The following is a 25146-nucleotide window of genomic DNA, read 5'->3' as shown; positions in this document are numbered from 1 at the left end:
GTCGTTATTTTCAGCTTACTACCTGCTCCTTTCCTTATCCCGAACTCAGGTTAAATAAATTATTTTTAAACCGCAGAGGAACAGAGGAGGACACTTGCATAAGCGGGTTTCCCTAATTGAGCAAAGTGTCCGTGGCGTAAGAAGAAAAAAGAGATTTTTCGAGTTACCTTGAAAGGGCTAGCTATAGAGACAAGGAAAATCCCCTTTTCAGGTTCAGTCGATTCAACGTTCTTGAGTTGCTAAAAACTGACGCAAGCTCAACAAGCTGAGTGTTTGACCCAAATTCAAAGGCAAAATTGAAATTCCTTCCAAGCGGGACTGTACCCAACCTTCTCCCCAGTACCATTCGTGGAACCCATCAATCCCTCCGCTGAGTACTAAGCGGAGGCAGTTGGATTTGACAACGTTTACTTGATGATGAATCGCGACTGGCCCAGTCCAGGTTGTAAACTGGAATCCGGGAAGCAGTTCTTCTGGCATTCCTGACGCAAAACGTTGTCCTAAAAGCCATTTTTTTAGTTGCACGGGATGCAGCAGACTGTCACGAATTGCATCTGTTGATGCTTCGATTTCGATCCGCAGTTGGCTTTGTTGAAAATTACCCAGCATTTTTCTCGAATTACCTAAAGATTAAGACATCGCTATTTCTAATATTGCAAATACAATCACTGATTATGACTAGGTGACTTTTCTGGTGGCAGAGAACTTAGAATAGAAAAAGCGAACTTGTTAAGAAATGTAAGGTTATTCATGGCGGATCAGTTAATTCGTGCAACAGCAGCCGAAGGTGGAATTCGTGCCGTAGGTGCGATCACCACACGTTTAACAGAAGAAGCACGGGGGCGCCACAAGCTTTCTTATGTGGCAACGGCAGCACTAGGTAGGACTATGACGGCGGGCTTGTTAATGGCTTCTAGTATGAAGCGAACTGGATCGAGGGTGAATGTCCGCGTTAAGGGCGATGGGCCTTTGGGTGGCATATTGGTAGATGCAGGCTTAGATGGTACGGTACGTGGATATGTCGGGAATCCATCTGTAGAATTGCCTCCCAACGCCAAAGGTAAATTAGATGTTGGTGGTGCTGTGGGTGGCGGCTACCTCTACGTTGTGCGAGATATCGGTTATGGTTATCCTTACTCTAGTACAGTAGAACTAGTTTCTGGCGAAATTGGTGATGATGTAGCTCATTATCTCGTGAATTCCGAACAAACACCTTCGGCTTTAGTTTTAGGTGTGTTCGTGGGAGCAGGCGGAGTAACTGCTGCTGGAGGATTATTGGTACAAATATTGCCCAAAGCCGCCAGAGACGAAGCCTTAGTAGAAACATTGGAATCACGGGTAGCTGGTCTAGCAGGATTTACGCCATTATTGCAAGCTGGCAAGACGTTACCTGAAATTTTTGGTGACTTATTGGGAGATATGGGGTTGGAAATCTTTTCCGAACGCCAAATGTTGCGCTTCCACTGTGGTTGCTCTTTTGATCGCGTTTTGGGGGCACTGAAGATTTTGGGAGAAGCTGAACTGCAAGATATGATTATTAAGGATGATGGTGCTGAAGCAACTTGCGACTTTTGCGGCAACGTCTACCAGGCAAGTAGCGATCAGTTAGCTCAACTAATTTCCGATTTGCAAGCCGAATCTGCCATTTGAGGATAAAGTATAAAATAGCACTGATTTTTGAGATTGATAATGGTACTCTGTGGAGAGAGATAATCAAAAAAGTAGCTTTTTAATGATGAGAAAGTTACTATGTCAACAATGGAATTATCAACCTAAAACAGAGCGCTATTCAATTATTTTGGTGTGAGAGATGACAGAGCGGGATATTCCAGACAGTTGGTCTTCAGCCAGTGGAAGAGAGCCAGATCAAAACAAAAGATTATCCCGAACAGAACAATTCGGTGAAACTCAGCCATTTGATGTCCCAGCTACTGGTTCTACCTCCAAGTCAGTGAAGCGGCGAAAAAAAAACCATACGAAAGGATCATCTATAAATAGTCATTCAGAAGAAACTGCCCAACTCAGTAGTACTTCTAGGAAATGGCCACGCTGGATGAAAAGCTGGACATTGTGGCTAGTACTACTAATGTTGATTCCCGGTAGTGTAGGATTTTTGGCAATGGCAATGCTGCTAAAGTTGCCAACTGCCCCTAATTGCCCATCGATTTTCTGGCCGCTAGCTAGTGCTTCTGTGCGGCTACATTGCGCTCAGTTAGCGGCTTCTAAGCAAACAGTGAACGACCTATTGCAAGCGATCGCTCTGGTGAAGCAACTACCACAAAATCACCCGTTGCATGGAGAAATCGATCGTTTCATCGAAGAATGGTCGCGGGATATTTTGAAGCTAGCCGATCAAAGTTTCCAAACAGGGAATTTAGAGGAAGCGATCGCTACTGCTCAGAAAATACCTGAAGATGTAGCAGCTTATAAATTAGTCAATGAACAAGTTGACAAATGGCAGTCAATTTGGTCAAAGGCTGAAGCCACATACAACGGTGCGATCGCCGAAGTAAAAGAACGACGCTGGCAATCGGCGTTCATGTTATCCGCTAAAATGCTACGTGTAGACAATCAATACTGGGCGGGTACTAAATACGACCAATTGAATCGTCTCATTGCCACAGCGCGAGAAGATGGTGATAAGTTAGGAAAAGCCGAAAGTTTAGCAAACAGCAAAGTAGTCGATAATTTATTAGAAGCGATCAAGTTAGCCGAGTCGATTGGGCAGGAAAGTTATATTTACCAAAAAGCTCAAGAAGCGATTCCGGCATTTGGACGCAAAATGCTGGAATTGGCACAGGCGAAACTAGACAAGCAGGATGCGGATGAAGCGCTGAATATTGCTAGGCAAATACCGGAAAGTACGAAACTACAAGGTGAAACTGATGACTTTATTGCCATAGCTGACGCGAAAAGGAGTGCTTGGATCGGTAATGTTTCTGGTTTAGAGGCAGCGATCGCTCAAGCACAACAAATCGATCCCTCCAGACCAGTGTATAACGAGGCACAGCAACTAATTGCTCGTTGGCAGTTGGAAATTGAAGATGTTGCCCATCTGGAAAAAGCAAGAATATTGGCTAGCCAGGGAACAGTCCCTAATTTAACAGCAGCGATCGCTCAAGTACAGCTGATTCCTGCTAATAATCCTAGAGGCGCAGAAGCTAGGCAAGAGATAGGTCGCTGGAATGCCCAAGTGGAGACAATTGAAGACCAACCTTACTTAGACCGCGCCGAACAGATAGCAATATTCGAGGATATTAACTCCTTGCAAGCTGCGATCGCCCAGGCCAGCGAAATTCGTAAAGGTCGTGCATTATATCCAGAAGCACGGAAAAAAATTCGTACTTGGGTAGGAAAGATTGAGCGAATTCAAGACCAACCTTACTTAGATCAAGCGCAAGAACTGGCCCAGAGTGGAAATCTCACCGCCGCCATTAGCACAGCTCAACAAATTGCCTCATCGGGAAGGGCGCTTTCACAAGAAGCACAAGCTGCGATCAATGAGTGGGAAGGGCAAATCCGCACTAGAGAAAACTGGAAAAAAGCCCAGGAAGTAGGGGCAGCTGGCACTCCAGAAGCCTTAGTTGAGGCAATACGACTGGCGGATCGAGTTTCAAACAATAGCATCTTACGTATGGATGCAAATCAGGCTATTGATCAATGGAGTCAGCAATTGTTAGAAATTGCACGGACTCAAGGTCAGTCTGATATTGCTAGAGGCATTGACATTGCCAAATCGGTTCCACGCGGTAGTGCTGCTTACAGTGCAGCGCAAGAGCAAATTAAGGCTTGGCAAGATTTTCTCAATCCTCAACCCGAACCTCAGCCTTCGCCTGTGCCTGAATCTCTACCATTCCCTCAATCAACTACTATTAATGGTCAGTGATCGTCATACCATCTAAATTAAATAGTCCACCTTGTCGTAGTCTCCAGTTGTGTCTGCGTGATAGTATTTTTACTGTCTTGAGTAAAGGTTAAAGGGTAAAGAAAAATTTCATAGTTTTACCCTTTAACCCTTACCCTTTTCCCCACAGTCTACTGACTTCAGGCGTGAGATGAGCTTAAACTCTTTATTCCCCGATTGCTTCTCCCCATTCCTTAATAACAGAAAATAGTGATGAGTAATCATCATCAGCAAATGACATTTTTACGGCCGTTTGCAAAATTTGCCGCACTCCTTTAACACTGCTGAGATCCAAATTCTGAGATTTAGCTTCTGAGATAAATAATTCCGTATCTTTAAGCAAGTGTTTTGTGGGGAAATTGGGATCGGCATAATTGCCATCTAACATCCGTTGTAGCTTTTTGTCAAAGGTAGGTGCGTAGAGGGGACTGTCACGCAAGATTTGCATAAACACATCGACATCAACACCTTGACGCTGGACAAAAGCTAAACTTAGAGCAAAGCTAGTTGTTAGAGAAGCTATTAGTTGATTTAGTGCCAATTTAAGCGCCGCCGCAGATCCCACTGGCCCGATAAGTAAAGGTTCTGTGCCAAAATTTTGGAGTAACTTCAAGTGGCGTTCGTATTGTTCTGGCTCGGCCCCTACCATAACACTCAACTTGCCAGCTTTTGCTTCTGGGATACTCCCTAATACGGGTGCTTCTAAGTACTCACCACCACCCCCAAGAACTGCATCTCTAATTTCCTGGCTTTCTGTGGGCATAATTGTTCCCATTTGGATGATCGTACGTCCTTCCAGAGTTTGCCAAGCAGTATCTGAAAGCAACACATTATAAATGGCTGGGGCATTAGTCAGCATGAGAATTACGCACTCAGCAGCACGAATGGCGTGGCGGGGATGTATAGCAATTTCAGCCCCAGCTGCTTGTAGTGGTGCTAATTTTTCTGGGGTACGATTGTAGGCAACTAGCTGTATATCTGCGGCTAATAACCTTTGAGCCATTGGTAGTCCCATCAGTCCAGTTCCCAGAAATGCCACCTTCATTTTTTACGTTCCTTTAATACAGCGTCACCGATAGCGTTCGCATAGCAACTCTTAGAGAGGCTGCGCCAACGCTTAGAGCGAGTCATCGAGATTCATAGCTCATTATGAACATCGCATTGTTTGATTCAAATTTAGTTGGGAAGTAGTTATTTGAAATTTAAGATACAATCCTAAATTCCAGTTTTTTTACTTCCTAACTCTTGCAATCAACCACCGGCAGCAAAAGTCAACATAATTATCACTGAAAGTAAAAGACCGGGGGTAAGTAGTGTTGCTAGCATTAACAGGTCATGAGTGGACATAATTATTACTTTGGTAGTGTGTTTAACTTTACAGTAATCACTGTTATGCTAGTCTAAATAAGACTGATACTGCATTCTTAAATAGAGTTTTAACTTTTCTTTCTTTACGCTTACTCTGGCAGGATCAATCCTTTTAATCGTTGAGAAATTTCTGTATTGTCCAGACCTTTGCTCTGAATTAAGACTCCAAAGCCGCCGAGTCCTGTGGGATCTATAAGTTGGTGTAGTGCGTCCCGATGCTGTAGTAACCGCGAGAGAGGTTGCTTTTGCTCGGAAAGGGCTGCAATACGATCGCCTAACCCCAACGCCATCAAAAATAATCCCTGCTGGATAAAACCAACATTCTTTAAATTGTACTTTTCACCCCAGCGTTCCAAAGCTGTAAAATCAACATGCGCAGTGATATCTTGTCGCCCAATATTAATATAAGGGTTGTCATGGAAACGGTGGTGATAATAGCACTGTAACGTTCCCTGCGATCGCCTGGGATTATAGTAACGACTGGCGGGGTAGCCATAATCAATTGTTAACACATAGCCGCGCTGCAAGCGGTCTGCTACTATACTCAACCAGTCACCAGCCGCTAAATTAATTTCACTACGGTAGCCATCTGGATATGCACTTTGGGTCAAGTCAATTCCCAGGAAATCCAAATGTTCAGCTAGTTGGAGCGTTGAAGGTTCCCCTGTGACTTCTACAAATGATGAGCAGGTTTCTTTCTCGTTACTATCTGTGGTTACATAAATTTCTCGGAGTTCTCCCGTTTCTAGGATGAATTGATGCACGGGGAACGCATCTACTAACTCGTTAGAGAAAAAGCAACCAGCGATCGCATTTGGTGGTATCTCCTCTAAATTACACCAACGCACAGGGAAATCTTGCAAGCGTTGCTGCTGTTCTTGTCTTAAAGCTGGGGACTTTTCAACAATAATGTACTCTAGCGCCGTAAAAAAATCTGGGTAGTGCTGTTGATGATATTTAAGGATATGCAAAGCTAGTAGTCCTTGACCTGCTCCCATTTCTACCAGAGAAAAGGGTACAGGTTTTCCTAAAATCTCCCACATCTGAAAAAATTGTTCTGCTAGTAACTCACCAAAGTCAGCACAGAGGTTAGGAGAGGTAAAAAAATCACTATCTTTAAAACCTATTTTGACTGCATCGCTAGAATAATAGCCGTATTCAGGGTGGTATAGTGCCAAATCCATGAATTGAGCGAAAGTAATTCGTTGCTGAGGACTGGTGGTAATATGATTTGCGATCGCTGCACACAGCAAAGCATTGGAATCCATAAAATCTTTCATTATCGTGTTAGCCTGCTGGTCGCAGTAAGCGGATAAACCCTTCTTGCTCGAAATGCCGATCGGTAGACAATGCTTCTGTAATACCGCGCTGACGCATTAGCACAAAACTCAACGCATCACACAGAGAGTAAGTTTTATCCTCGCGCCCCATTAAGAGATCGACTGCTGTCCTGTGCAATGACTCATCTATCCAAACCGTTTCTATGTCTGGGTTATCTAGCAAGTCAACCACAAAAGCAAGGACGGATGAACGCGGAAAACGCCTTGCAGTACCTAACGCGACGTACTCAGCAATAATATAGCTGTGAGTTAATCGGATTGTTGCTCTTTTATAGGCAGCACTAGCTTCAGTATGCAAAGGCTCAGTGTGATAGTGCAAACAAAGCAATCCAGAGGTATCGAGGAGCATTAACCCTCCTCGTGGTTACTGGCATACTCTCTCACCAAATCTGCATCAATGCTCTCATTGTTCAAATCAATCGTATGTTCGAGATTAAGTGCCCCAAAATGGCGTTCAAATCTAGCTCGTGCTGTCTCCTTTTCTGCTTCAGACAACAACAATTTAAAAACTTGCCCAAACTGTTGCTCTAGCAATGTTGCAGCTAGCCGTTCAGGAGGAACGCCAATTGCCTCAGCCTGACGCTGAATCGCGGTGAAAATCTGATCGTTCAGTTCCAGTGTTAAAAGGTGAGTCATAGAAGTATGGAACATGGCTAGAGGCTATGGTAATTATAGCTTTGCTTGTTTTAAGCCTGAATTAGTAAAACCCTTACACAATGGTAATTACAATTACGAATTACGAATTACGAATTACGCCTTGCAGTACTAGCCACTTACCAACGACACCAACACACCATTAGGATCGCGAACACGAGCAATCATTTGTCCCCCAGGCTGGGTTTTAGGAGCATCTAGTGTTTTTGCACCTGCCCCGATCGCTCTCATGTAAGCGCTGCCAACATCAGGAGTAATAAATGATATTTGGATTAATGGCGGTGGTTGTGTGGGATCGTTCGGATGGAAGCCACCAGGAAATAACTTCTGTGCTTCGCTACTAGAGGAAAAAGCTAGTGTAGTGTTTCCGGTTTCGATTTCCGCCCAGATCGATTGTCCTTTATCCTGGAGAGTACGGCGAACTAGACCAAATGCTTTTTCGTAAAACTCAACTGTTTTAACTACATCATCTACCCAGATGACCGTATGACCAAATTTCACAGTTTTTTCTCCTTATCTAGAAAAATCAGTGCTGGCGAGGATTTCTGCTACTTTACTGTATGCTATTTGAATACACAGTGACTTAACTCTCTAGAATATTACGATCTGTTGCTAGAGTTTGTGCCCCGGTTTGCATCATTTCTATATCTGATGTCGACCAATTATGAGGCCCTTGACAGTGGTGTGCTACTAGTAATCCCCATAATCCTCTAGGGATGACAATTGGTGCAACTAAGTTGGCACGAACCTTCATACTGAGGAGAAAGTCTCGGTGACAAGGCTGGATTGGCTCTAATTCAATATCAGCGATCGCCTTTACTCGTCCTCTTAAGTATAAAGCAGCATACTCGTTGTTAAAACAATCATCTGGGCCAGTGGAACCCAGAATTGAGAATTCTTGAGAACTCAAAGCTTCAAAAGTCACCTGTCCTTGCCACTGACTGTAAAAATAATACAACACCACCCGATCAACCTGAAGCGATTCTCTGAGTTGATTGGTTGTTTGCCGCACTAACTCATCGCGCTGGATTGTTTTAACAAGGCGATCAAGCAAATTTTGCAAACCTTGTTCAGGGCGATCGCGGCTATGGTTAAATTTCGAGTGAGGATGAATTTGCACGGTTCTAAGATGACGACTAAGTAAATGCTGCCGGATTTATATAGTAATTTATTACACTTTATTTAAATACATTTTTGTATTGATAGCAGCAATTCAATTTTAACAAAGCAGAATACTAGTAAACCTCTTCGTAAATTTAAAATAAATTATTAAGAAGTTGCAATTTTTAATCTACACTAGGGATGATTTCAAATTATAAATTTAAAATTAAGAATATTGAAATTTTAAAGATAATATGCATATTGAGTTTTTTATAGCATAAATTATTGATTGCAATCTAATGTGCAAGTTTTCACCAAATCACAAGTTAGTTTGTATTCATAGTTACAGAAAATCATCAGTCAATATAGTTCAGATAAAACCAAAACATTTGTAAAGACGGCGATTTATCGCGTCTCGAAAACCCAAAATTTTTTACCGATAGTCCTTAACCCAAGCGTAATGCCAGCTATCTTTGCTTTAATGAGTTAATGCAACTCTTTGTGATTCTCCAAACATTGGGGCAAAGTTACGGTAAGCTTCTATTACCAATTTTTATAAGCGGCGGCTTTATTTGTACAACTATGATTTTTAATTGTCAGGTATATTTGCTGATTACTTTATCAAAATGCCTAATTGCTTTATAAAAATGCCCGTTTACTTTCTTAAAATACTGAAATGCTTTCTCAAAATAAGCTTTGACTTACTCAAAAGAAGCTTTTGCTTTCTCATTTTAGTGTTTTCCGCAAGCAAAAGCAGCTTTGACTTACTCAAACCCCAGTTTGCTTTCTCATTTTGGTGTTTTCCGCAAGTCAAAGTAGCTTTGACTTACTCAAAAGCAGCTTTGACTTATTCATTTTGGTGTTTTCCGCAAGCAAAAGCAGCTTTGACTTACTCAAACTCCAGTTTGCTTTCTAATTTAGGTATTTTCCGAAACATAACAAAGACGCGATAAATTGCTGTCTCTACAATAATTAGCCCTTTGTAGAGATGGCGATTCATCGCGTCTCTTGCTTTAACCGAAGTATTAAACGTAGGTTGGGTTACGCAAAGCCTCCATCCAACCTACAATTTTTTTGCTAACTGTCATTTTAACTATTTAACTTTTAACCAACTAAATATATCTGCTGGCGTAATTTGCCAATCTGTTAATACATCAAGAACAGTCAATTTATCATTATTATATTTTACTTCTGGCAATTTATTAGGTTGAAATACCATCACCGATTTATCGTTAGAGTCAATAAACCAACCTAATTTTGTACCATGATTAATGCAGAAAATAATTTTATCAATCACCCGGTTAGGAAATTGGTCAGGTGATAAAATTTCAATTATCCAATCTGGATAAATTTGAAACTTATCCGCAATTTCTCCATCTTCATCAACAATCAGCCGTGACCACTCAAATACAGCAATATCTGGAACTAAAGAACGTCCTCCAAATGTGCAGCGTAATTCAGTTAATGCTAAAGCCTTTTGCTCAGGTTCGCTTTCTTGATTAATCTCGGTTGATAAACGAGTTTGGATTCTGCTATGTTTTCCCTGCGGCATTGGTTTTTGGTAGATTTTTGCATCAATATATTCACTAGCTGGTTTAGTTTCTGGTAATTGCAGAAACTCTGTTAAAGAAAGATTAGATGATAATATAACCATAAAAATTACTCCTAAAATAGTTAAATTATATCTTTAAATATAACAAAGACGCTATGAATCGCTGTCTCTACAAAGGGCTAATTATTGTAGAGACGGCGATTTATCGCGTCTATTGCCTTAATTAAAAATTACGAATTAGAAAATAATCCCAAAGAACAAATAATTTGAGGTTCTCGCTTCTCCAGTTCTTCTGTGACAATACACAAACGGTCATCCATTCGTAACGCTACAACTAACTCAGCTAACTGCTGATTATTAATACCGCTTCTCAGTTGGCGGTTGAGAGTATCAATGGCTGACTGTCGCAAAGGATAACGGTAAATCTCATCAATTGCTTTTAAAAGTTCTTCGCTAACAAATAGTGTTCCATTCATTTCTTGAACATAAATTTTCAGTCGTTCATAACTGCGGAACCTTGCACCTGATGGTCGCCCTAATTGACCCCCGGCATTTTTCTCTTCTTCAGCAATCAATTCAGCACCCTTGTTTACTAATTCGTGATGTTGTTTATCTCTCGGTATCGCTGGGGTAGATTCTTCACACGCCGCTACCCGAAGCACTGCTAATTGTGATTGAGTAACGCTATTTCCATTGCGGTCAACATAAATTAAAGAATCATTTCCTTCGGTGGTTTTCATATAAAGCAATACTCCCTCTGGTTGCACAGGTTGCGGAGTATGGGCGCGGGTAGAATAAACGACATTTTCCATTTCTTCAATCGTCTTTTTCAAACCCGGATTACCATCGGTGGCTTTTTTCCAAATTTGAAATGCTTCTGATGTCAAATCAACTTCTGTATCTTCTTCGCCATCTAAAACTCCAGATTTCTCATTGTAGAGGTCGAGAATTACCCGTGCATCATCATCTTCAAAAAAAGCTTCATCAGTTCCCACTACTTCCGCATTTTCTTGCAATCGTTTGCGGAGTCGTCCCCGCAAATTAATAATCTGTTCTACTCCCTCGGCTGGTAAAAAAGAATAACAAAGAATTTTATCAGCATTTTGTCCAATGCGGTCTACTCTTCCCGCACGTTGAATTAAGCGAATAATCGCCCAAGGTAAATCCCAATTGACGATAATTGCACAATCTTGCAAATTATGACCTTCACTTAAAACATCGGTGGCGATTAAAATCCGCAACTCATCTGATGATGAAATTTGCTCTCGTTTTCCATTACTCATAGGGCTAAATCTTCCGGTCATTAATGTTGGGTCTTTAGATTGACCTGTCACCCGTGCTACATGAGTAATATGACTCGACTGCAAATTGTCTGCAAGGTAGCGGACTGTATCAGCAAATTGTGTGAAAATGAGTACTTTATCTTTGGGGTGAGTTTCTGTTAATAGTTTAATTAAAGCAGCAAGTTTCTCATCTTTTTGAGGATTCCACTCACCACACTGTTGCAATATATTAATCAGCGCTTTGGCATCTTCTAATAAACCTCGTTTGAGTTTTTTAATATCAAAAAGTGTAGAACGCAACCACTTAAATCTTCGTTGATATCGAGTTGTATATTCTTGGTAAATTAATTCTGCTCTTTGACGAAAAACTTTTTCTTGACTTTTCACATAATCTGGAAAACCTCTCTCCTGCAAGGAGAGAGGCTTTGAATTCTCCCCATTCCCTAGTAGGGAAGGGGGTTGGGGGGTTAGGTCAGAATCATCATCTTCCGTTTCTGTATCAAACAAAGCTGCTGCTACAGAATCGGCATCTTCATCATTATTACTTGTATCTAACAACTCAGCTTCCTGAGTTCCAATAGGAATATCAAACCCCTGCTCTAGGGCATATAAATAAATAAAGTTTCGTAAAATGTGGCGTTCAATTGATTGAATAAAAGCAATACCGCTACTTTCTAAACGTTTAAATAAATTTGTGCGAGAAAAACCCATTAACCTCCTACCGCCACGAAATAAGCTATTAATAAAGCGTTGCTCGGTGTCTGTAGGTGTCTGTTTGTGTTTGGCAATAACGTAATTTCCTAGCCCATAACGAGGTAAATTTAGTTGATTAATTACTTCTACGACTAACTCAGAGTAAAGACGAGAATAAAAGTCAGTGTTAGAACCTTCTAGAGGAAACTTAAGACTGCGAGGTAAACGTTGAGGAAAATAAGAACGTCTCCCATCAGAAAATTCTAAATATTTTCGCCCTGTTTCATCTGTGTAGGCATAATTATCTTTAATAAATGAGCGAGTACGTCGCACCATGTAACGCTTCATCAATTCTCGCCAATCATCAGGATGTTCGCTTTTCTCAAAGGCAGCTAAAGAACGGACTGAACATTGATGCTTTCTAATAAACTCTAATTCTCCTATAGAACTGCCGCCAAATTCATTAATTAAAGCTTCTGGTCTTAATCCTAAATCTTCGTCTTCTGGCACAAATAGCCGCAGTTGCGCGGAAAGGTCAAGATAACTTTTATTGTAAGGAGTAGCAGATAATAAAATACATTTACTTTCGTTAGCTGCAATATATTCTGTAATTGCTCGATAACGTTTCCCTTCGCGGTTCCGTAAATTGTGACTTTCATCAATTAACACAACTCGATAACGCCGGAGTTTTGGTAACTTATTTTGTACTTGGCTAATTGGCATAACTTCGGCAAGTAACCGATAGTTATTTACATATTCTTGCCACATTGACACTAAGTTTTTTGGACAAATAATTAGTGTTTCTAAAAAACAATCTTCTTGTAATATCTTAGCCAAAGCGGTTCCAACTAAAGTTTTGCCCAAACCGACCACATCACCCACTAACACGCCACCACGCCTAGTTACATGACGTGCTGCTAGCTGTACGGCGGCTTTTTGGAAGTCAAATAAATTATTAAATTCGCGGGGGATGCGGAATTCAGAAAGTCCGGCGATCGCTTCATGGGATAAGTGGTAAGCTATCTTCAGGTAGATGTAGTAAGGTGAGACTAAATCTTGGCTAGCCCAACTCTGATCAATAATTTCCGCTAATTCTGGGGATATATCTACACAACCGTAATCTTGCCAGCGATCGCTAAACCATTTTTGCAGTTTATTACAAGCATCGTGGTCTAAAATATCAACATTTAACTCCCCTTGTTTCGCCAGTCCCGGAAGGGTTAAATTACTACTACCCAAGAATCCCACTGTGGGAGTATTGGGGTCATGACGATGCACAAGATATAACTTGGCGTGAAGAGAATGGCGCAAAAACAGTCTAATAATTACTTTCTGAGTTCTTAACTGATGACTTAACCGCCGTAACCCCGCTTCATCCTGATTAGTCGGCGCACCGATAGTCAATTGCTGGCGAAATTCCGCCGCCATGCGTTTTTTAAACCGCACAATGCTACTGTTGTCAATCCTTCCATCACCACTAACAAGGCTAAATGCTGCATAAATTTCATCACTGGGTAAGCTTTGCATCCCAATTAGCAAACGACAACAAGCATTTTCACTACCAACATACTGTTCGATTAAATCATCAATTCTTCGCCAACCTCTGAGGTTGAAATAGCCAACGCAAAAATCTGCCCGATAGGAGATTTTGAGAGTTTCTCGTAAAATCGGTAGTAGTTGCAAATCTATGTTGTCAAAAATGCGGGGCATTATTTAAAACTCTATAAATATTTCGTACATCTGTTATATAAGTAAAAATTTTTTCCAGCCAGGTAGTACAATGTCTAAATTAATCTTGAGAATTTGTAGTAAGCACTTTATTGCTTAGAAAATAAGGGCTGAAGTCCTTACTACGAACTTCTTTACCCATCAATTTAAACTTTACAGACTAGTAGGAGCAATTCATGAATTGCCCCTACCATAAAATCAGCTAAGTAAGTAGGTGCTAAAAAACACAACTAAATTAAGAAGGGTAAAGGTTAAGGGTAAAAGGGAAAAACCTTTACCCTTTAACCTTTTCCCTTTACCCATACAAAACTTTGTATAGTTCGGTTTAATTGTGCCAACCTACTTATTGTTTGCGTCTGGAACAAAACAAGGCGGGGAAAGATTTGATGTTCAATCCCCAGACACAGCAAACGATGTAATTATCAAATTATCGTTAAAGATATTAACTTCCAACAAAGCTCAAGTCGCAATCTGGGATTTGGGAATTAAAGAATAATCAGGCTCAGGATCTCCAGAACTAGCAGTCACGAAAGACAAGTCGGCTTTAATTTTATTGTAATTGGTGAAGAGTGAGAATATTAGCGATCGCTAATATTCTCATAAAAATAACCCCTATAACAGGGGTTATTTTTAGATAATACTGTTGATAAGTAAACTAAACCACAGCAGATACTTGCTGTTTAAAGAAAGCTTGCAACACTCTCTCTGCTATTTGATGACTAGTTAAACCTAGTTCTGTCTTAGATTCGTTAGGTTCAGCATGATCCACCAATACATCTGGTACACCAAATCGCTTGACAGGAACGAGAATATCTGCATCTAGTAAAGCTTCGGCGATCGCAGAACCAAAGCCACCCATTACACAGCCTTCTTCTAAGGTGACAACACGGCCGATTTTCTTCGCTAAAGGTAAAATCAACTCGGTATCCAACGGCTTAACGAAACGAGCATTAATTACAGTTGCTTCAATGCCGTGTTCGCTGATAATTTCAGCGGCTTGCATTCCTGGATAGACCATTGTGCCATAAGCGACGATTAACACATCATCGCCTGTACGCAGAATCTCGCCTTTGCCGATTTCCAAAGGTTCCCAACCTTCCTCCATCAAGGGAACACCGTAGCCATTGCCACGAGGGTAGCGCATTGCGATCGGGCCACTGGTATGCTCAACACCAGTGACTATCATGCTTTGCAGTTCTGCCTCGTCTTTGGGTGCCATGATTACCATGTTGGGAATACAACGCAGATAGGCAATATCATACATACCTTGGTGAGTGGGGCCATCAGCACCGACAATTCCTGCCCGATCCAAGCAGAAGAATACTGGCAGGTTTTGGATGCAGACATCATGAATTATTTGGTCGTAGGCGCGTTGTAAAAAGGTGGAATAAATAGCAGCAACGGGGCGCATTCCTTCGGTTGCAAGTCCTGCTGCTAGAGTAATTGCGTGTTGTTCCGCAATGCCGACATCTATATATTGATTCGGCAGTTTTGCTTGAAGTTTATCTAAACCTGTCCCCGTCGCCATAGCCGCAGTAATGCCAACGATTTTGGGGTTTTGTTCGGCAAGTTTTACCAGAGTGTGAGAAAAGACTTTGGCATAAGCTGGAGGTTTGGGTTTATTAGAAGGAATGGCTTTGCCAGTTGCGACGTTGAAGGGGCTTTGGGCATGGTAGCCAACTTGATCTAGTTCAGCAATTTCATAACCTTTGCCCTTAATTGTTGCTACGTGTACCAAGACTGGGCCTGTTATCTGATGTGCTTGTTGGAAGGTGGCAATCAATTCTTCGAGATTATGCCCATCCACTGGCCCAATGTAGGTAAAGCCGAGTTCTTCAAAAACTGCACCTACCTTTGGAACAGCCAAACGCTTCATACCTTCTTTGATGCGTCCAAGTTCGGGTGACAGGGATTCACCCACAAAGGGAATTTGCTTAAACTGTTCCTCAAGATTATCTTTAATAAATTGCACCGGTTGGCTAAGACGCATTTTGTTGAGATAGCGAGGAATCGCGCCGACGTTGCGAGATATGGACATGTCGTTGTCATTGAGAACAACCAACAGGTTCGTTTTCGGCATATGTCCCGCATGGTTGATGGCTTCTAAAGCCATACCCCCAGTGAGTGCGCCATCGCCAATCACAGCAACGGCTTTAAATTTTTCCCCTTTCAAGTCTCGCGCTAAAGCCATACCCAATGCGGCTGAAATACTTGTAGAAGCGTGTCCAGCCCCAAAGTGGTCAAACTTGTTTTCACCCCGCTTGAGATAACCTGCAACTCCATCCTTTTGTCTAAGGGTGTGGAAGTGATCGTAACGTCCTGTAAGCAGTTTGTGGGGATAAGCCTGGTGTCCTACATCCCAAATCACTTTATCCCGATCTAAGTCCAGTGTTTGGTAAAGTCCTAGTGTTAATTCGACAACACCCAACCCTGGTCCTAAGTGTCCACCATTAACTGCTACTGTTTGAAGATGCTTATCTCGAATCTGACGGGCAATCTGTTGCAGTTGGCGAACAGATAAACCGTGCAACTGATTAGGATGGGTGATTTCGCTCAGATGCATATTATAAGGTTTTCCTCTCTAACTTCGAGTCTCGGTATTTTGATTTTCCCACGGTCGGGTTGTCCACAGAATCAAACTCTTACATTGTTACTAAGTTGTAGTGGAAAGTATAACTTCTTAATTGATAATGGAGAAAAATTTGTTAACCATTAACAATTCGTCAAATTAAATTGCAATCAGTTAATGTTATAACACATTTGCCAATAAGTAATGCTACTTAAAAATTGTTTTTCATCAGTATAGAAAAACAATTTTTCTAGGAGTAGTTTGCGGAAGTTCCCTAAGCAGATTACTCAATTTTGCCATTTGTAAGTTAGTACAAACGAATGTCAAATATTTTATTTACAGCTACATATCTAGCATAATTGCTAGTAAATATTTAACTATAGTTTCTACTCTTGTTAGTTGACAGCAGCTAATTTTATCAACGATCGCTAATTCTTATAACTGTGACAAATATGTATCTAAAGCTACTTGATTACTCGAGCTAACTTTATTTAGTATATATCTCGTTAAGAGTCTCCAACTGGAAACGAGGCATTAACTACAACCCCTTATAGGGATGCAGAGCTATCTGTGTTACCCTACCATAATGTTTAACTACCTGTAAATTGCTGTAATAGTATTGATGTAACCTTAGATTTTCCAAAATTACTCGCAAACAACAATATTTCCGACCTCTTTAAGAAGTCGGAAATTTGAAGCTTTCGATTTTTACAAATCCAATAGGATTGCTATATCTATATCTCTATTTACCAAAAGCATCTTTAATGTTTTCAACAGTACGTTCAACAACATTCTTGGTGTTGTCTACTGCTTCTTTAGTCCGAGATGCATCTTCATTTGCTCTCTTCTGAATTGTAGCGGCATCTTTCTTGGCTTTGCGCTCAATAAAGCTACCATTGTCTGTTGCTTGGTCAACTTTACTAGCATTGCTTTTAGCAGCATCTTTAACTTTATCTGCTGTATCATCAATGAAATTTTTGGTTCGTCCAGCATCTCTACTAGCTTTCTCTTGGGCGCGATCGCTTGTGTCTGAGGATGCAATCAAGGTTGCAGCAGGATCGGCCATTGCTGAGGTGTTCGAGAAAAATGCACCTTGCCAAACGAAAGCGATCGCTAACATACAAAACAGCGCTGTGGCCATCCAGCGTTTTACGGTGGAAAACTGTTTTGCAACATAATTGGATTTCATACAATACAATCTCATGTGATTTAGTATACTATTTTTACTTCATTTAGCTTATTAGCCATATCGATCTCTAGATAGAAGTTCTAGCATCAATAGTTATGAGATAAATTCACTATTTTGATAGATTGAATTTTGAATAAAGATTATTTTATATCGTTAAAACTAGAATTAAACAGTTTACAGACTTTGTAAATGAGCGATACCTACGATAAGCTACGCTAACAAACCTAGAGAAAAGTTAGCGATCGCCCTTTAGTCAATTAACTTGCGATCGCTTCCAGTGGGCAGTTACGCCATCGCAACTGACTTTTTACGATTGGGGCGTTTGCGTCCTGATTTTTTCTTCAGTCCGATATCTGATGAGTGGTACAACTACTACAAAAGAAATGCTGAGTTTCAATTAGAAATCCCTTGGAAGCGGGGTGCAGAAATCACAGACAGAAAGTGAACAGAATGCTATGGCAATTCTTTTGTTCGTGCTGAAACTGCTGGTAATACAACTCAATAGCAGACTTAATCACATCCGTTACTGCTTGATTAGTCTGCTGTTAAATAAAGGCTAATTTGTCAGCATACTCGTCATCTAATTGTGCATTAATTCGCATCGTTAGGTTCGTTTGCCATACAGTTTGTATGACAAACATAATATACCTGACTACTTGCTCAACAACTTCCGGCGCAGATTATCCAACGCTGCATTCGCACTCACATGACGAATTAAAGTTCGACCTCGCACAGTTCCAAACTGATACTCAAAACTTGTCACTTCATCCTTTGGCCCGGCTAAACCAATGTAAACTAAACCCACTGGCTTCGTATCTGTCCCTCCAGTTGGACCAGCAATTCCAGTAATACTCAGTCCCCAAGTTGTTTCAAGGCGGGTTTTGACTCCAACAGCCATTTGCTTTGCAACGGTAGCACTTACCGCCCCAAATTTATCTAAATCTTCCTGGTTAACCCCCAGCAGCTTAACCTTCACCGAATTGTCATAAGAAATTACTCCACCCCAAAAGTAATCAGAACTCCCAGAAATCTCAGTCAACATTTGCCCTAAACCACCGCCAGTACAAGATTCTGCCACTGAAAGCGTTTCTTTTGATGCCCGCAACAACTGACCAACTACAGAAGCGAGAGTATCATTATTAACGCCATAAAAATCCAGTCCGGCAATTTCTTTAAGTTGTTTTTCAATGGGCGCAATTAGGGCTTCTGAGGCTGCTTCTGAATTTGCTTTTGCAGAAACTCGCAATCTAACTTCCCCTTTACCTGCATAAGGGGCGACTGTGGGATTTGGCAACTTTAAATACGAAGCAACCTTTTCCGCTAAAGCAGATTCACCAATACCCCAAAACTTTAAACTCCGACTGTAAATAATTTCTTTACCCCAACCTTGACTTTTGAGAAATGGCACAGCTGTTTCTTCCCACATCACATGCATTTCACTGGGAACACCGGGAAAGGTAAAAATCGTGATTTGAGGACGAGGTTGCCAAATGATGCCGGGTGCTGTTCCAGTGGGGTTAGGTAAAATTTCTGCACCTTGGGGAATCAAAGCCTGTTTGCAGTTACTTGGTGACATAACCCGACCACGTTGGGCGAATTTCTGGGTTATGTCTTCGATTATGTCAGAACGTTCTACCAACGGAACTTTAAAAAAATCGGCGATGGTTTCGCAGGTGAGATCATCTGGTGTGGGGCCGAGTCCACCAGTGAAAATGAGAATTTGCGCTCTGGAAATAGCAATTTCTATAACTTGCTTCAACCGTTCTGGATTATCCCCAACCACTGTTTGATAGTAATGGGGAATACCTAGTTGCGCTAATTGTTGCGCCAAGAATTGAGCATTGCCATTGAGGATATCTCCTAGCAATAATTCAGTACCAACACAAATAATTTCTGCACTCATTAGAAGGAATAGTTAGGAGTTAGAAGTTAATAGTTAGAAGTTAATAGTTAGGAGTTAATAGTTCAATATTTAAAACTCATCACTCCTAATTCTTAACTCCTAACTATCATGTCAGGCTAATGCTGGTACAGGAAGTTCCAGGTGGGGATATAAGGGGAAGCGATCGCACAATGCCGCTACCCGTTGACGACAGTCTTGGGTTACTACGTCGGAATCTGGAGAAAGTAAGCGATCGCTAATAATATTGGCAATCTCGGTAAATTCTGCTACTCCTAAGCCCCGTGTGGTCATTGCTGGCGAACCTAATCTCAGACCGCTGGTAACAAATGGTGACTGCGGATCAAAGGGAATAGTATTCTTGTTAGCAGTAATATTCACAGTACTGACTAACTGATCTGCCTGCTTACCAGTTAGGCTTACAGAACGTAAATCTACTAAGATTAAATGATTGTCAGTGCCGTTAGATACTAACTTTAAACCACGATTTTGCAGTTGTTCGGCCAAAGCACGAGCATTCTCAATTACTTGGGCAGAATAAGTTTTAAACTCAGGCTTGAGGGCTTCTCCAAAAGCTACTGCTTTACCAGCAATAACGTGTTCCAATGGCCCGCCTTGGCTGCCAGGAAAAACAGATTTATCTAGCTTTTTACCTAGTTCTGCATCGCTAGTCAAGATTAAACCACCTCTAGGACCGCGTAGAGTCTTATGGGTAGTTGTTGTGACTACGTGACAGTGAGGAATGGGATCAGGATGAAGACCACTAGCAACCAAACCAGCAATGTGAGCAATATCGGCAAGTAAGTAAGCGCCGATTTCATCAGCAATACTACGGAATTTTTCAAAGTCAATTACACGGGGATAAGCCGAATAACCACAAATCAAGAGCTTAGGACGCTCCCTCAGCGCCAGCTCGCGAATTTGATCGTAGTCAAGTTGTTCTGTTTGTTGACTGACACCGTAATGACTAACTTGGAACCACTTACCTGAGAAATTGACAGGAGAACCGTGGGTAAGATGTCCCCCATGAGACAAATCCATCCCCATAATTTTGTCCCCTGGTTCCAACAGCGACAGGAACACAGCAAAATTGGCTTGTGCGCCAGAATGGGGTTGCACATTCGCATGAGCCGCCCCAAATATCTGTTTAGCGCGATTGATCGCTAGTTGCTCTATTTTGTCGATAAACTCACACCCGCCATAGTAGCGTTTGCCAGGTAAACCCTCAGCATATTTATTTGTCAGTACCGAACCTTGAGCCGCCAGTACAGCAGCTGAGGTAAAGTTTTCACTAGCAATCAACTCCAAGTGATCCCGTTGACGCTGTAGTTCGTCGTTGATTAACCCTGCGATCGCCGGATCGCTCGAAGAAAGAAAGTCTGAATTAGTCCTAGTCACTTGAATTATCCTTATGGAAATTTGTACAACGGCTGATTTTGGTTGGACGCAGCACCTAAATATACACTCAAGAGCAATGGCTTTTGACTGCTGTACAGAGGCAATTAATCGTCTCCGTACTCTGGAAGTTTATTTGTGCCAACTTATTTATTATTAGACCCAAGCTCGATTAATGCATTAATTATCATAACGTTGCTTTTTGAAATCCTCACCTTGCTGTGTCTTGTAAGGTCGTTAGACAGTATTTTTTATGAACCTATGTTAAATAATGCTTACTGCGTAGGCGTAGCCCGTCGGAGACATCGCTGCTCTGTGGAATGAACTTCAGAATCATTCATGAACAACAAGAACCCCGACTTATTAAAGAAGTCGGGGTTCTGCGGGGTGTAATTCTCACAAATCAAAAAATCAAATAGGATTCATATAGCGATTTTGATAGTAAGCCAGAATCTGGTTAACTCGTTGCCGATTTTCTAAGCTAGAGTTTGGTGTCCACGAGAGGCTTAAGCCAGCAATTTGACTTTGATTGTAATCAAACTGTTGGGATGACTGGGGAATTAAATCCACTTCCACCCCCTCGACTTGACGTAAATGAGCTGCTATTTCTCTATAAACAGCTAAAGGCAAACCAGCGAATTCAACTTTTTCCTTAGTCTCCATCTTTATGAAGCTCCCACATTAAAGGTATTTGGGGGGGGCGTTGTCACTGAAATAGCATTGCCGTTAGCTGATGCAGCTGACGACGTTGATTTGACAGTCCCTTCCCCTACCATTTTGGCAACTTCAATACCATATTGTTCCAAAATCACGATGGGGTTGTAGCCCTGATTCATTTCAATACGTTTAATCAGTACGCCATTTGCTAATCGCTGTCCCGCCTGTACATACCGACTTGTCGGCTCATCCGGTACTTTGATAATTGCCTGTGGTTCTTTACTAATTAGAACTACACCAGTCACAACCACTGCCCTTGCTAATTCAGGCTGTGCTGGCGGTGGCAATACAGAAACTAAAGTGGGGTTAGGGACAACTTGAGGCAAAACTTTAGGCAACACTGAAGTCAAAGTAGGATTGACTTTTTTTGGTACAGAAGAAACGTTATTTTTCTTTGGATTTAAAGCGATGGTGCGTGTTGGAACTTTTCGTACTCCTAGTAATGCAGTAGGTAGCTTAGGCAACACGGGAAGTGGTCTTCCAGATGTCTTAGACATTCCAGGAACAGTCTGCCCGAAAAGTTCTGTAAAAGGATCGCTGCGAGCTTTTGATACTACAAGTTCTCGTGTCCGCTCTGTAGCATTAGTGGATTGAATCAAGTTAACAGATGCAAGATTAACTTGTGAGACCTGTTTGGCCGGTATCACTGGATTCTTAAAGGATTGAGCCGCTGGTGGCGACTTTTTTGCTATTTTGGGAACTGGCACAGGAGTGATGGCTTGTTGTGTATCTTCAGAAGCACATCCGGCGAGCGCCAAAGTTAGAATAGCTGCAATTGTAATTTTTGAAGTTATGCCCATGAGCCTTTCTCAAAAGCCATTGGAAAATTGAAAAGTGGAAATCAACATGCCTAAAATTTGGATCAAAGGCAAAGTATCTTCCCTTTATAACCTAATTTTTTAAATTTCAAGGGTTATTTTTAGCACTGCATACCCAGTAGAACTGCGGTTTGTTGTTTGCAGTCAATCTTCTGCGACACCCATAAGTTCTTTCATCAAATCCAGTCCTTTCTTGACTCGACGGGAAACTGTTACTACACTGATGCCCAAATGTTCTGCAACTTGTTTTTGGGTCAAATCTTGCAAAAACACACATTCCAACACGTCGCGGGTGCGTTTTTCTAGCTGAACCAACGCTTGTTGTAAGCGAAGTTGGTCTTCTTGTGCCAGTTGAAAGCTGCGATAGTGAGGATCTGGAACCAATTCTCCCAAGCAGGTAGAACCTTCTTCTCCATCTTGGATTGGCACATCAAGACTCAAGGGAGCGCGATTGACCCATGCTAATTTAATTTCTTGCCATTCGTTTGGAGAAATTTCCAGTGCTGCTGCTAATTCCGAGTCGGTTGGTTGACGATTGTGTTTTTCACGCCAAGAACGTGATACTCCTATTGCTTGCTGTTGGAGCGCTAACCATCTCCGAGGAATTCGCACGGTGACACCTTTATCTCGGAGATAGTGTTGAATTTCACCCCGAATATAGGGAAGAGCGTAGGAACTGAAGGCATGTCCCTTAGAAATTTCAAATCTTTCAATAGCTCTGATTAAACCCAAACATCCAACTTGGAGCAAATCATCGTAGGTTTCATGACATTGATTTGTCCAATAGTGAGCTTCTTTTCTCACAAGTCCAAAATTGAGTTTTACCAGTTGATTGCGGATGTTTTCTGACGGAGATTGCTGATATTCTCGCAACAACTGCCAAATTTCGTGCTTTAGTTCATTGGTGACTGTGGTAGGCATAGCACCGGGTTTATTGAGCAAATAAAGAATCAGTTATTCGCTTTTTAAATTAAGCTGCGATCGCACGATATCAAAGGAAATATAATGCAATATTTCCTAGTAAATACTATGGTAGATAATAAAGACTTTCTATTAAAACTCCATAGCTTACTTGACAATCGAGCAAAATTTAAATTGGCGAAATCACTATTTAGTTGGTTATTTATCTTTGGTATTATCTGTAGCTTTTTTAGAACCACATAGAAATAAAATATAAAATTAATCACTAAATATCAAACCGAGATTGTACTTAACTTGAATTAATTAATGATAAAGTTAATTTAGAGAAACAAAACAACAGTAGTCGAGCGTTTGTTTGATAAGCAAAAGTTAGATTTACAGTGAAATTACGTGCCCTTTTAACTAAAATTCATCCAATAGTTAAAAATTACTAATAATTTAAAAAAAAACTATGTATATTTACGCAAGCCAATAAAAAAAGGGCATCTCACCCTTTTTTGTACTTAAGTCTATATTCTTTTAATGAAAGGGAAAAGGTTAAAGTGATAAATCAAGTGACCCATAAGATTGAGGAATAAAAATTTTCCCAACTGTCAGGGCTATTTTACTCAGATTTAACTTTTCCCCATTTTTGTAAAAAATCTATCCACCCTCTTTTTTAAAGAGGGTGGATAGTTTAACTTTTGCGATCAAGTCTGATACTTACAGAATTGTCGTTTTGAGTGCCAGTCAGTTGCCTTACTTTCGAGGATTTAGCCACGAGTCGGTTCAACCCGTGCATAAAATAGACCGCGAATTTTGACTTCTTTAGGTTCACCAGCACCTAAATCTGTATCAGATGGCTGTTCGCTCTCGAAAGTACCAGCAATTTCACCGCTAGAACTGTCTATTTTAGCGATTTGCAAAGAAATCTTGCCATTGAGATTTTCAGCACGCTTGACGTTAGTGCGGGTAAGTTCTTCATCATCTGCTTGGGCGGGGAGAGCTACGGCATTATCGTAGCCACTGACGACACCACGACCTTTGGGATCTAGGAAGGCAGCACCACGATAGGAAGGAACTTTGAAAGTGCCTTCAAAGTCCGTAGAGGTGTTAATACTGGTCAAACTGGGTTGGGTTTGAGCAACCAAGTTTTTGATGGTGAAGAGGAAAGGTACTCGCTCACCACCAGGAAGTTGCACAGTGATGGCTTGGAAGTCAAGACCATCAGTTTCCGTAAAGGTTAGGCTATTATCTGCGTTGATTTTTAGATTACCTTGCACCTGGTCAATAGTGGAAGTGTATCTGGTCAACAATTTGCCAGCAACAAATTCTGCTTCTTGCCGTTTATTAGCAGGTTCTTCTTTGATAAAGAAGCTAGTTGGTTCCAAGCAAAGTTCTTTGATGGTATAAGACTGGCTAGAATCAATGGGAATGGAACCACGGCTTGTTTCTGCTAGTTGGGGGCATTTGTTAGCCAAGCCAGTGCCGCGAATTTGATCATAAGTGAGTACATCTCTACCACTACTGCTAGCAGGAGCATCACTACAAGCGGTTATTAGCCCCAGGCACAAAGCCAAGAATGCAACAATTAAAGCGCGATACCTCATGGTCAACCTCAATCTCAAAAATTAATATCTAAGTTGTAAAACTGCATCGAAGCTTTGATCTCTGATGAGAAGCCGCTACTCTGCGAAAACCTACCTTTGTTCGGACACGGCTTTGCTCTGATTAAGAGAGTTGAAGCTAGTGTTCGGATGTCTAGTTGTCAGACGCTGCTCAAACTTTTCTCTGCTAAACGTGGTTAAACGTGTCGCTATCTTGAGCTTGGGGTGTAAACCCCAGACTAAGTAGCACACTGCATCCATTTTGGATGTGTGTCACTAGGGGAGCAAAAACCAACAGTTAGTTTTACTGTTGGTGGCATTTGTTTAGAGTTGGGCGAGTGTATGAGTAAGCCTCACACAGAGAAGCATAAATGCTTGTGTCTCGAAAAGTGCGAACAGGGGTGTCTGCTTCGGACTTTGCTCTCGCT

The 25146-nt window shown here is 41.4% G+C and carries 21 protein-coding genes; 4 read left to right on the top strand and 17 right to left on the bottom strand.

Annotated elements, in window-relative coordinates:
* Nucleotides 1–222 precede the first annotated feature (222 nt).
* On the bottom strand, nucleotides 223–609 hold the full coding sequence (locus RMY16_RS24775) for a hypothetical protein (protein WP_322738582.1): 387 nt from the start codon (nucleotides 607–609) through the stop codon (nucleotides 223–225).
* A 141-nt stretch (nucleotides 610–750) separates the two neighbouring features.
* Here RMY16_RS24775 and hslO point away from each other — a divergent pair, with 141 nt between their 5' ends.
* Nucleotides 751–1650, top strand: a complete 900-nt coding sequence (hslO, locus tag RMY16_RS24770) for an Hsp33 family molecular chaperone HslO (protein ID WP_322738581.1) — start codon at nucleotides 751–753, stop codon at nucleotides 1648–1650.
* A 160-nt stretch (nucleotides 1651–1810) separates the two neighbouring features.
* Entirely contained in the window at nucleotides 1811–3886 is a 2076-nt protein-coding gene (locus RMY16_RS24765) for a chromosome segregation ATPase (protein ID WP_322738580.1), read from the top strand.
* A 184-nt stretch (nucleotides 3887–4070) separates the two neighbouring features.
* On the opposite strand, the gene RMY16_RS24760 is transcribed toward RMY16_RS24765, so the two are convergent.
* The 8 genes from RMY16_RS24760 to RMY16_RS24725 all read right to left on the bottom strand — a co-directional run bounded on the left by RMY16_RS24760 (nucleotide 4071) and on the right by RMY16_RS24725 (nucleotide 13605).
* Entirely contained in the window at nucleotides 4071–4949 is an 879-nt protein-coding gene (locus RMY16_RS24760; protein WP_322738579.1) for an NAD(P)-dependent oxidoreductase, read from the bottom strand.
* A 412-nt stretch (nucleotides 4950–5361) separates the two neighbouring features.
* Complete coding sequence (locus tag RMY16_RS24755) at nucleotides 5362–6540, bottom strand: class I SAM-dependent methyltransferase (protein ID WP_322738583.1); 1179 nt, start codon at nucleotides 6538–6540, stop codon at nucleotides 5362–5364.
* A 19-nt stretch (nucleotides 6541–6559) separates the two neighbouring features.
* Nucleotides 6560–6961: a PIN domain-containing protein gene (locus RMY16_RS24750; RefSeq protein WP_322738578.1), complete on the bottom strand. Its 402-nt coding sequence runs from the start codon at nucleotides 6959–6961 to the stop codon at nucleotides 6560–6562.
* Nucleotides 6961–7263: a hypothetical protein gene (locus tag RMY16_RS24745; RefSeq protein WP_322738577.1), complete on the bottom strand. Its 303-nt coding sequence runs from the start codon at nucleotides 7261–7263 to the stop codon at nucleotides 6961–6963. Before RMY16_RS24745 ends, RMY16_RS24750 begins: the two co-directional genes overlap by 1 nt.
* Nucleotides 7264–7377: 114 nt before the next feature.
* A complete protein-coding gene (locus RMY16_RS24740) occupies nucleotides 7378–7767 on the bottom strand; it encodes a VOC family protein (RefSeq protein WP_322738576.1) in 390 nt (129 codons plus the stop codon).
* Nucleotides 7768–7849: 82 nt separating this feature from the next.
* Nucleotides 7850–8386, bottom strand: a complete 537-nt coding sequence (locus RMY16_RS24735; RefSeq protein WP_322738575.1) for a GAF domain-containing protein — start codon at nucleotides 8384–8386, stop codon at nucleotides 7850–7852.
* 1074 nt (nucleotides 8387–9460) lie between these two features.
* Nucleotides 9461–10021: a Uma2 family endonuclease gene (locus RMY16_RS24730; RefSeq protein ID WP_322738574.1), complete on the bottom strand. Its 561-nt coding sequence runs from the start codon at nucleotides 10019–10021 to the stop codon at nucleotides 9461–9463.
* A 128-nt stretch (nucleotides 10022–10149) separates the two neighbouring features.
* Nucleotides 10150–13605: a helicase-related protein gene (locus tag RMY16_RS24725; protein ID WP_322738573.1), complete on the bottom strand. Its 3456-nt coding sequence runs from the start codon at nucleotides 13603–13605 to the stop codon at nucleotides 10150–10152.
* Between the two features lie 349 nt (nucleotides 13606–13954).
* On the opposite strand from RMY16_RS24725, the gene RMY16_RS24720 reads away from it, so the two are divergent.
* Nucleotides 13955–14119, top strand: a complete 165-nt coding sequence (locus RMY16_RS24720) for a hypothetical protein (RefSeq protein WP_322738572.1) — start codon at nucleotides 13955–13957, stop codon at nucleotides 14117–14119.
* A 159-nt stretch (nucleotides 14120–14278) separates the two neighbouring features.
* On the opposite strand, the gene dxs is transcribed toward RMY16_RS24720, so the two are convergent.
* Complete coding sequence (gene dxs / locus RMY16_RS24715) at nucleotides 14279–16186, bottom strand: 1-deoxy-D-xylulose-5-phosphate synthase (protein WP_322738571.1); 1908 nt, start codon at nucleotides 16184–16186, stop codon at nucleotides 14279–14281.
* A 748-nt stretch (nucleotides 16187–16934) separates the two neighbouring features.
* Nucleotides 16935–17381 carry a hypothetical protein gene (locus RMY16_RS24710; protein ID WP_322738570.1) on the bottom strand — a complete coding sequence of 149 codons (447 nt, stop codon included), beginning with the start codon at nucleotides 17379–17381 and terminating at the stop codon, nucleotides 16935–16937.
* Between the two features lie 262 nt (nucleotides 17382–17643).
* Here RMY16_RS24710 and RMY16_RS24705 point away from each other — a divergent pair, with 262 nt between their 5' ends.
* Entirely contained in the window at nucleotides 17644–17826 is a 183-nt protein-coding gene (locus tag RMY16_RS24705; RefSeq protein WP_322738569.1) for a hypothetical protein, read from the top strand.
* A 207-nt stretch (nucleotides 17827–18033) separates the two neighbouring features.
* Here the strand turns inward: RMY16_RS24705 and RMY16_RS24700 are convergent, their stop codons facing one another.
* The 6 genes from RMY16_RS24700 to RMY16_RS24675 form a co-directional block, all read right to left on the bottom strand.
* Nucleotides 18034–19284, bottom strand: a complete 1251-nt coding sequence (locus RMY16_RS24700; RefSeq protein WP_322738568.1) for a competence/damage-inducible protein A — start codon at nucleotides 19282–19284, stop codon at nucleotides 18034–18036.
* A 111-nt stretch (nucleotides 19285–19395) separates the two neighbouring features.
* The gene (gene glyA, locus RMY16_RS24695; RefSeq protein ID WP_322738567.1) at nucleotides 19396–20679 is read right to left on the bottom strand and encodes a serine hydroxymethyltransferase; all 1284 of its coding nucleotides are present in this window, start codon (nucleotides 20677–20679) and stop codon (nucleotides 19396–19398) included.
* 408 nt (nucleotides 20680–21087) lie between these two features.
* The gene (locus RMY16_RS24690) at nucleotides 21088–21339 is read right to left on the bottom strand and encodes a hypothetical protein (protein WP_322666300.1); all 252 of its coding nucleotides are present in this window, start codon (nucleotides 21337–21339) and stop codon (nucleotides 21088–21090) included.
* A 2-nt stretch (nucleotides 21340–21341) separates the two neighbouring features.
* Nucleotides 21342–22193 (bottom strand): hypothetical protein, encoded by an 852-nt coding sequence (locus RMY16_RS24685; RefSeq protein WP_322738566.1) that lies wholly within the window; start codon nucleotides 22191–22193, stop codon nucleotides 21342–21344.
* Between the two features lie 162 nt (nucleotides 22194–22355).
* Complete coding sequence (locus RMY16_RS24680) at nucleotides 22356–23132, bottom strand: RNA polymerase sigma factor SigF (protein ID WP_292729987.1); 777 nt, start codon at nucleotides 23130–23132, stop codon at nucleotides 22356–22358.
* A 752-nt stretch (nucleotides 23133–23884) separates the two neighbouring features.
* Entirely contained in the window at nucleotides 23885–24721 is an 837-nt protein-coding gene (locus RMY16_RS24675; RefSeq protein WP_322738565.1) for a photosystem II manganese-stabilizing polypeptide, read from the bottom strand.
* Between the last annotated feature and the right edge of the window lie 425 nt (nucleotides 24722–25146).

This window comes from Nostoc sp. DedQUE12b (genome assembly GCF_034530835.1).
Lineage (GTDB): Bacteria > Cyanobacteriota > Cyanobacteriia > Cyanobacteriales > Nostocaceae > Nostoc.
The sequence above is the reverse complement of the archived record's forward strand: the minus strand, read 5'-3'. Positions and strand labels throughout refer to the sequence as shown.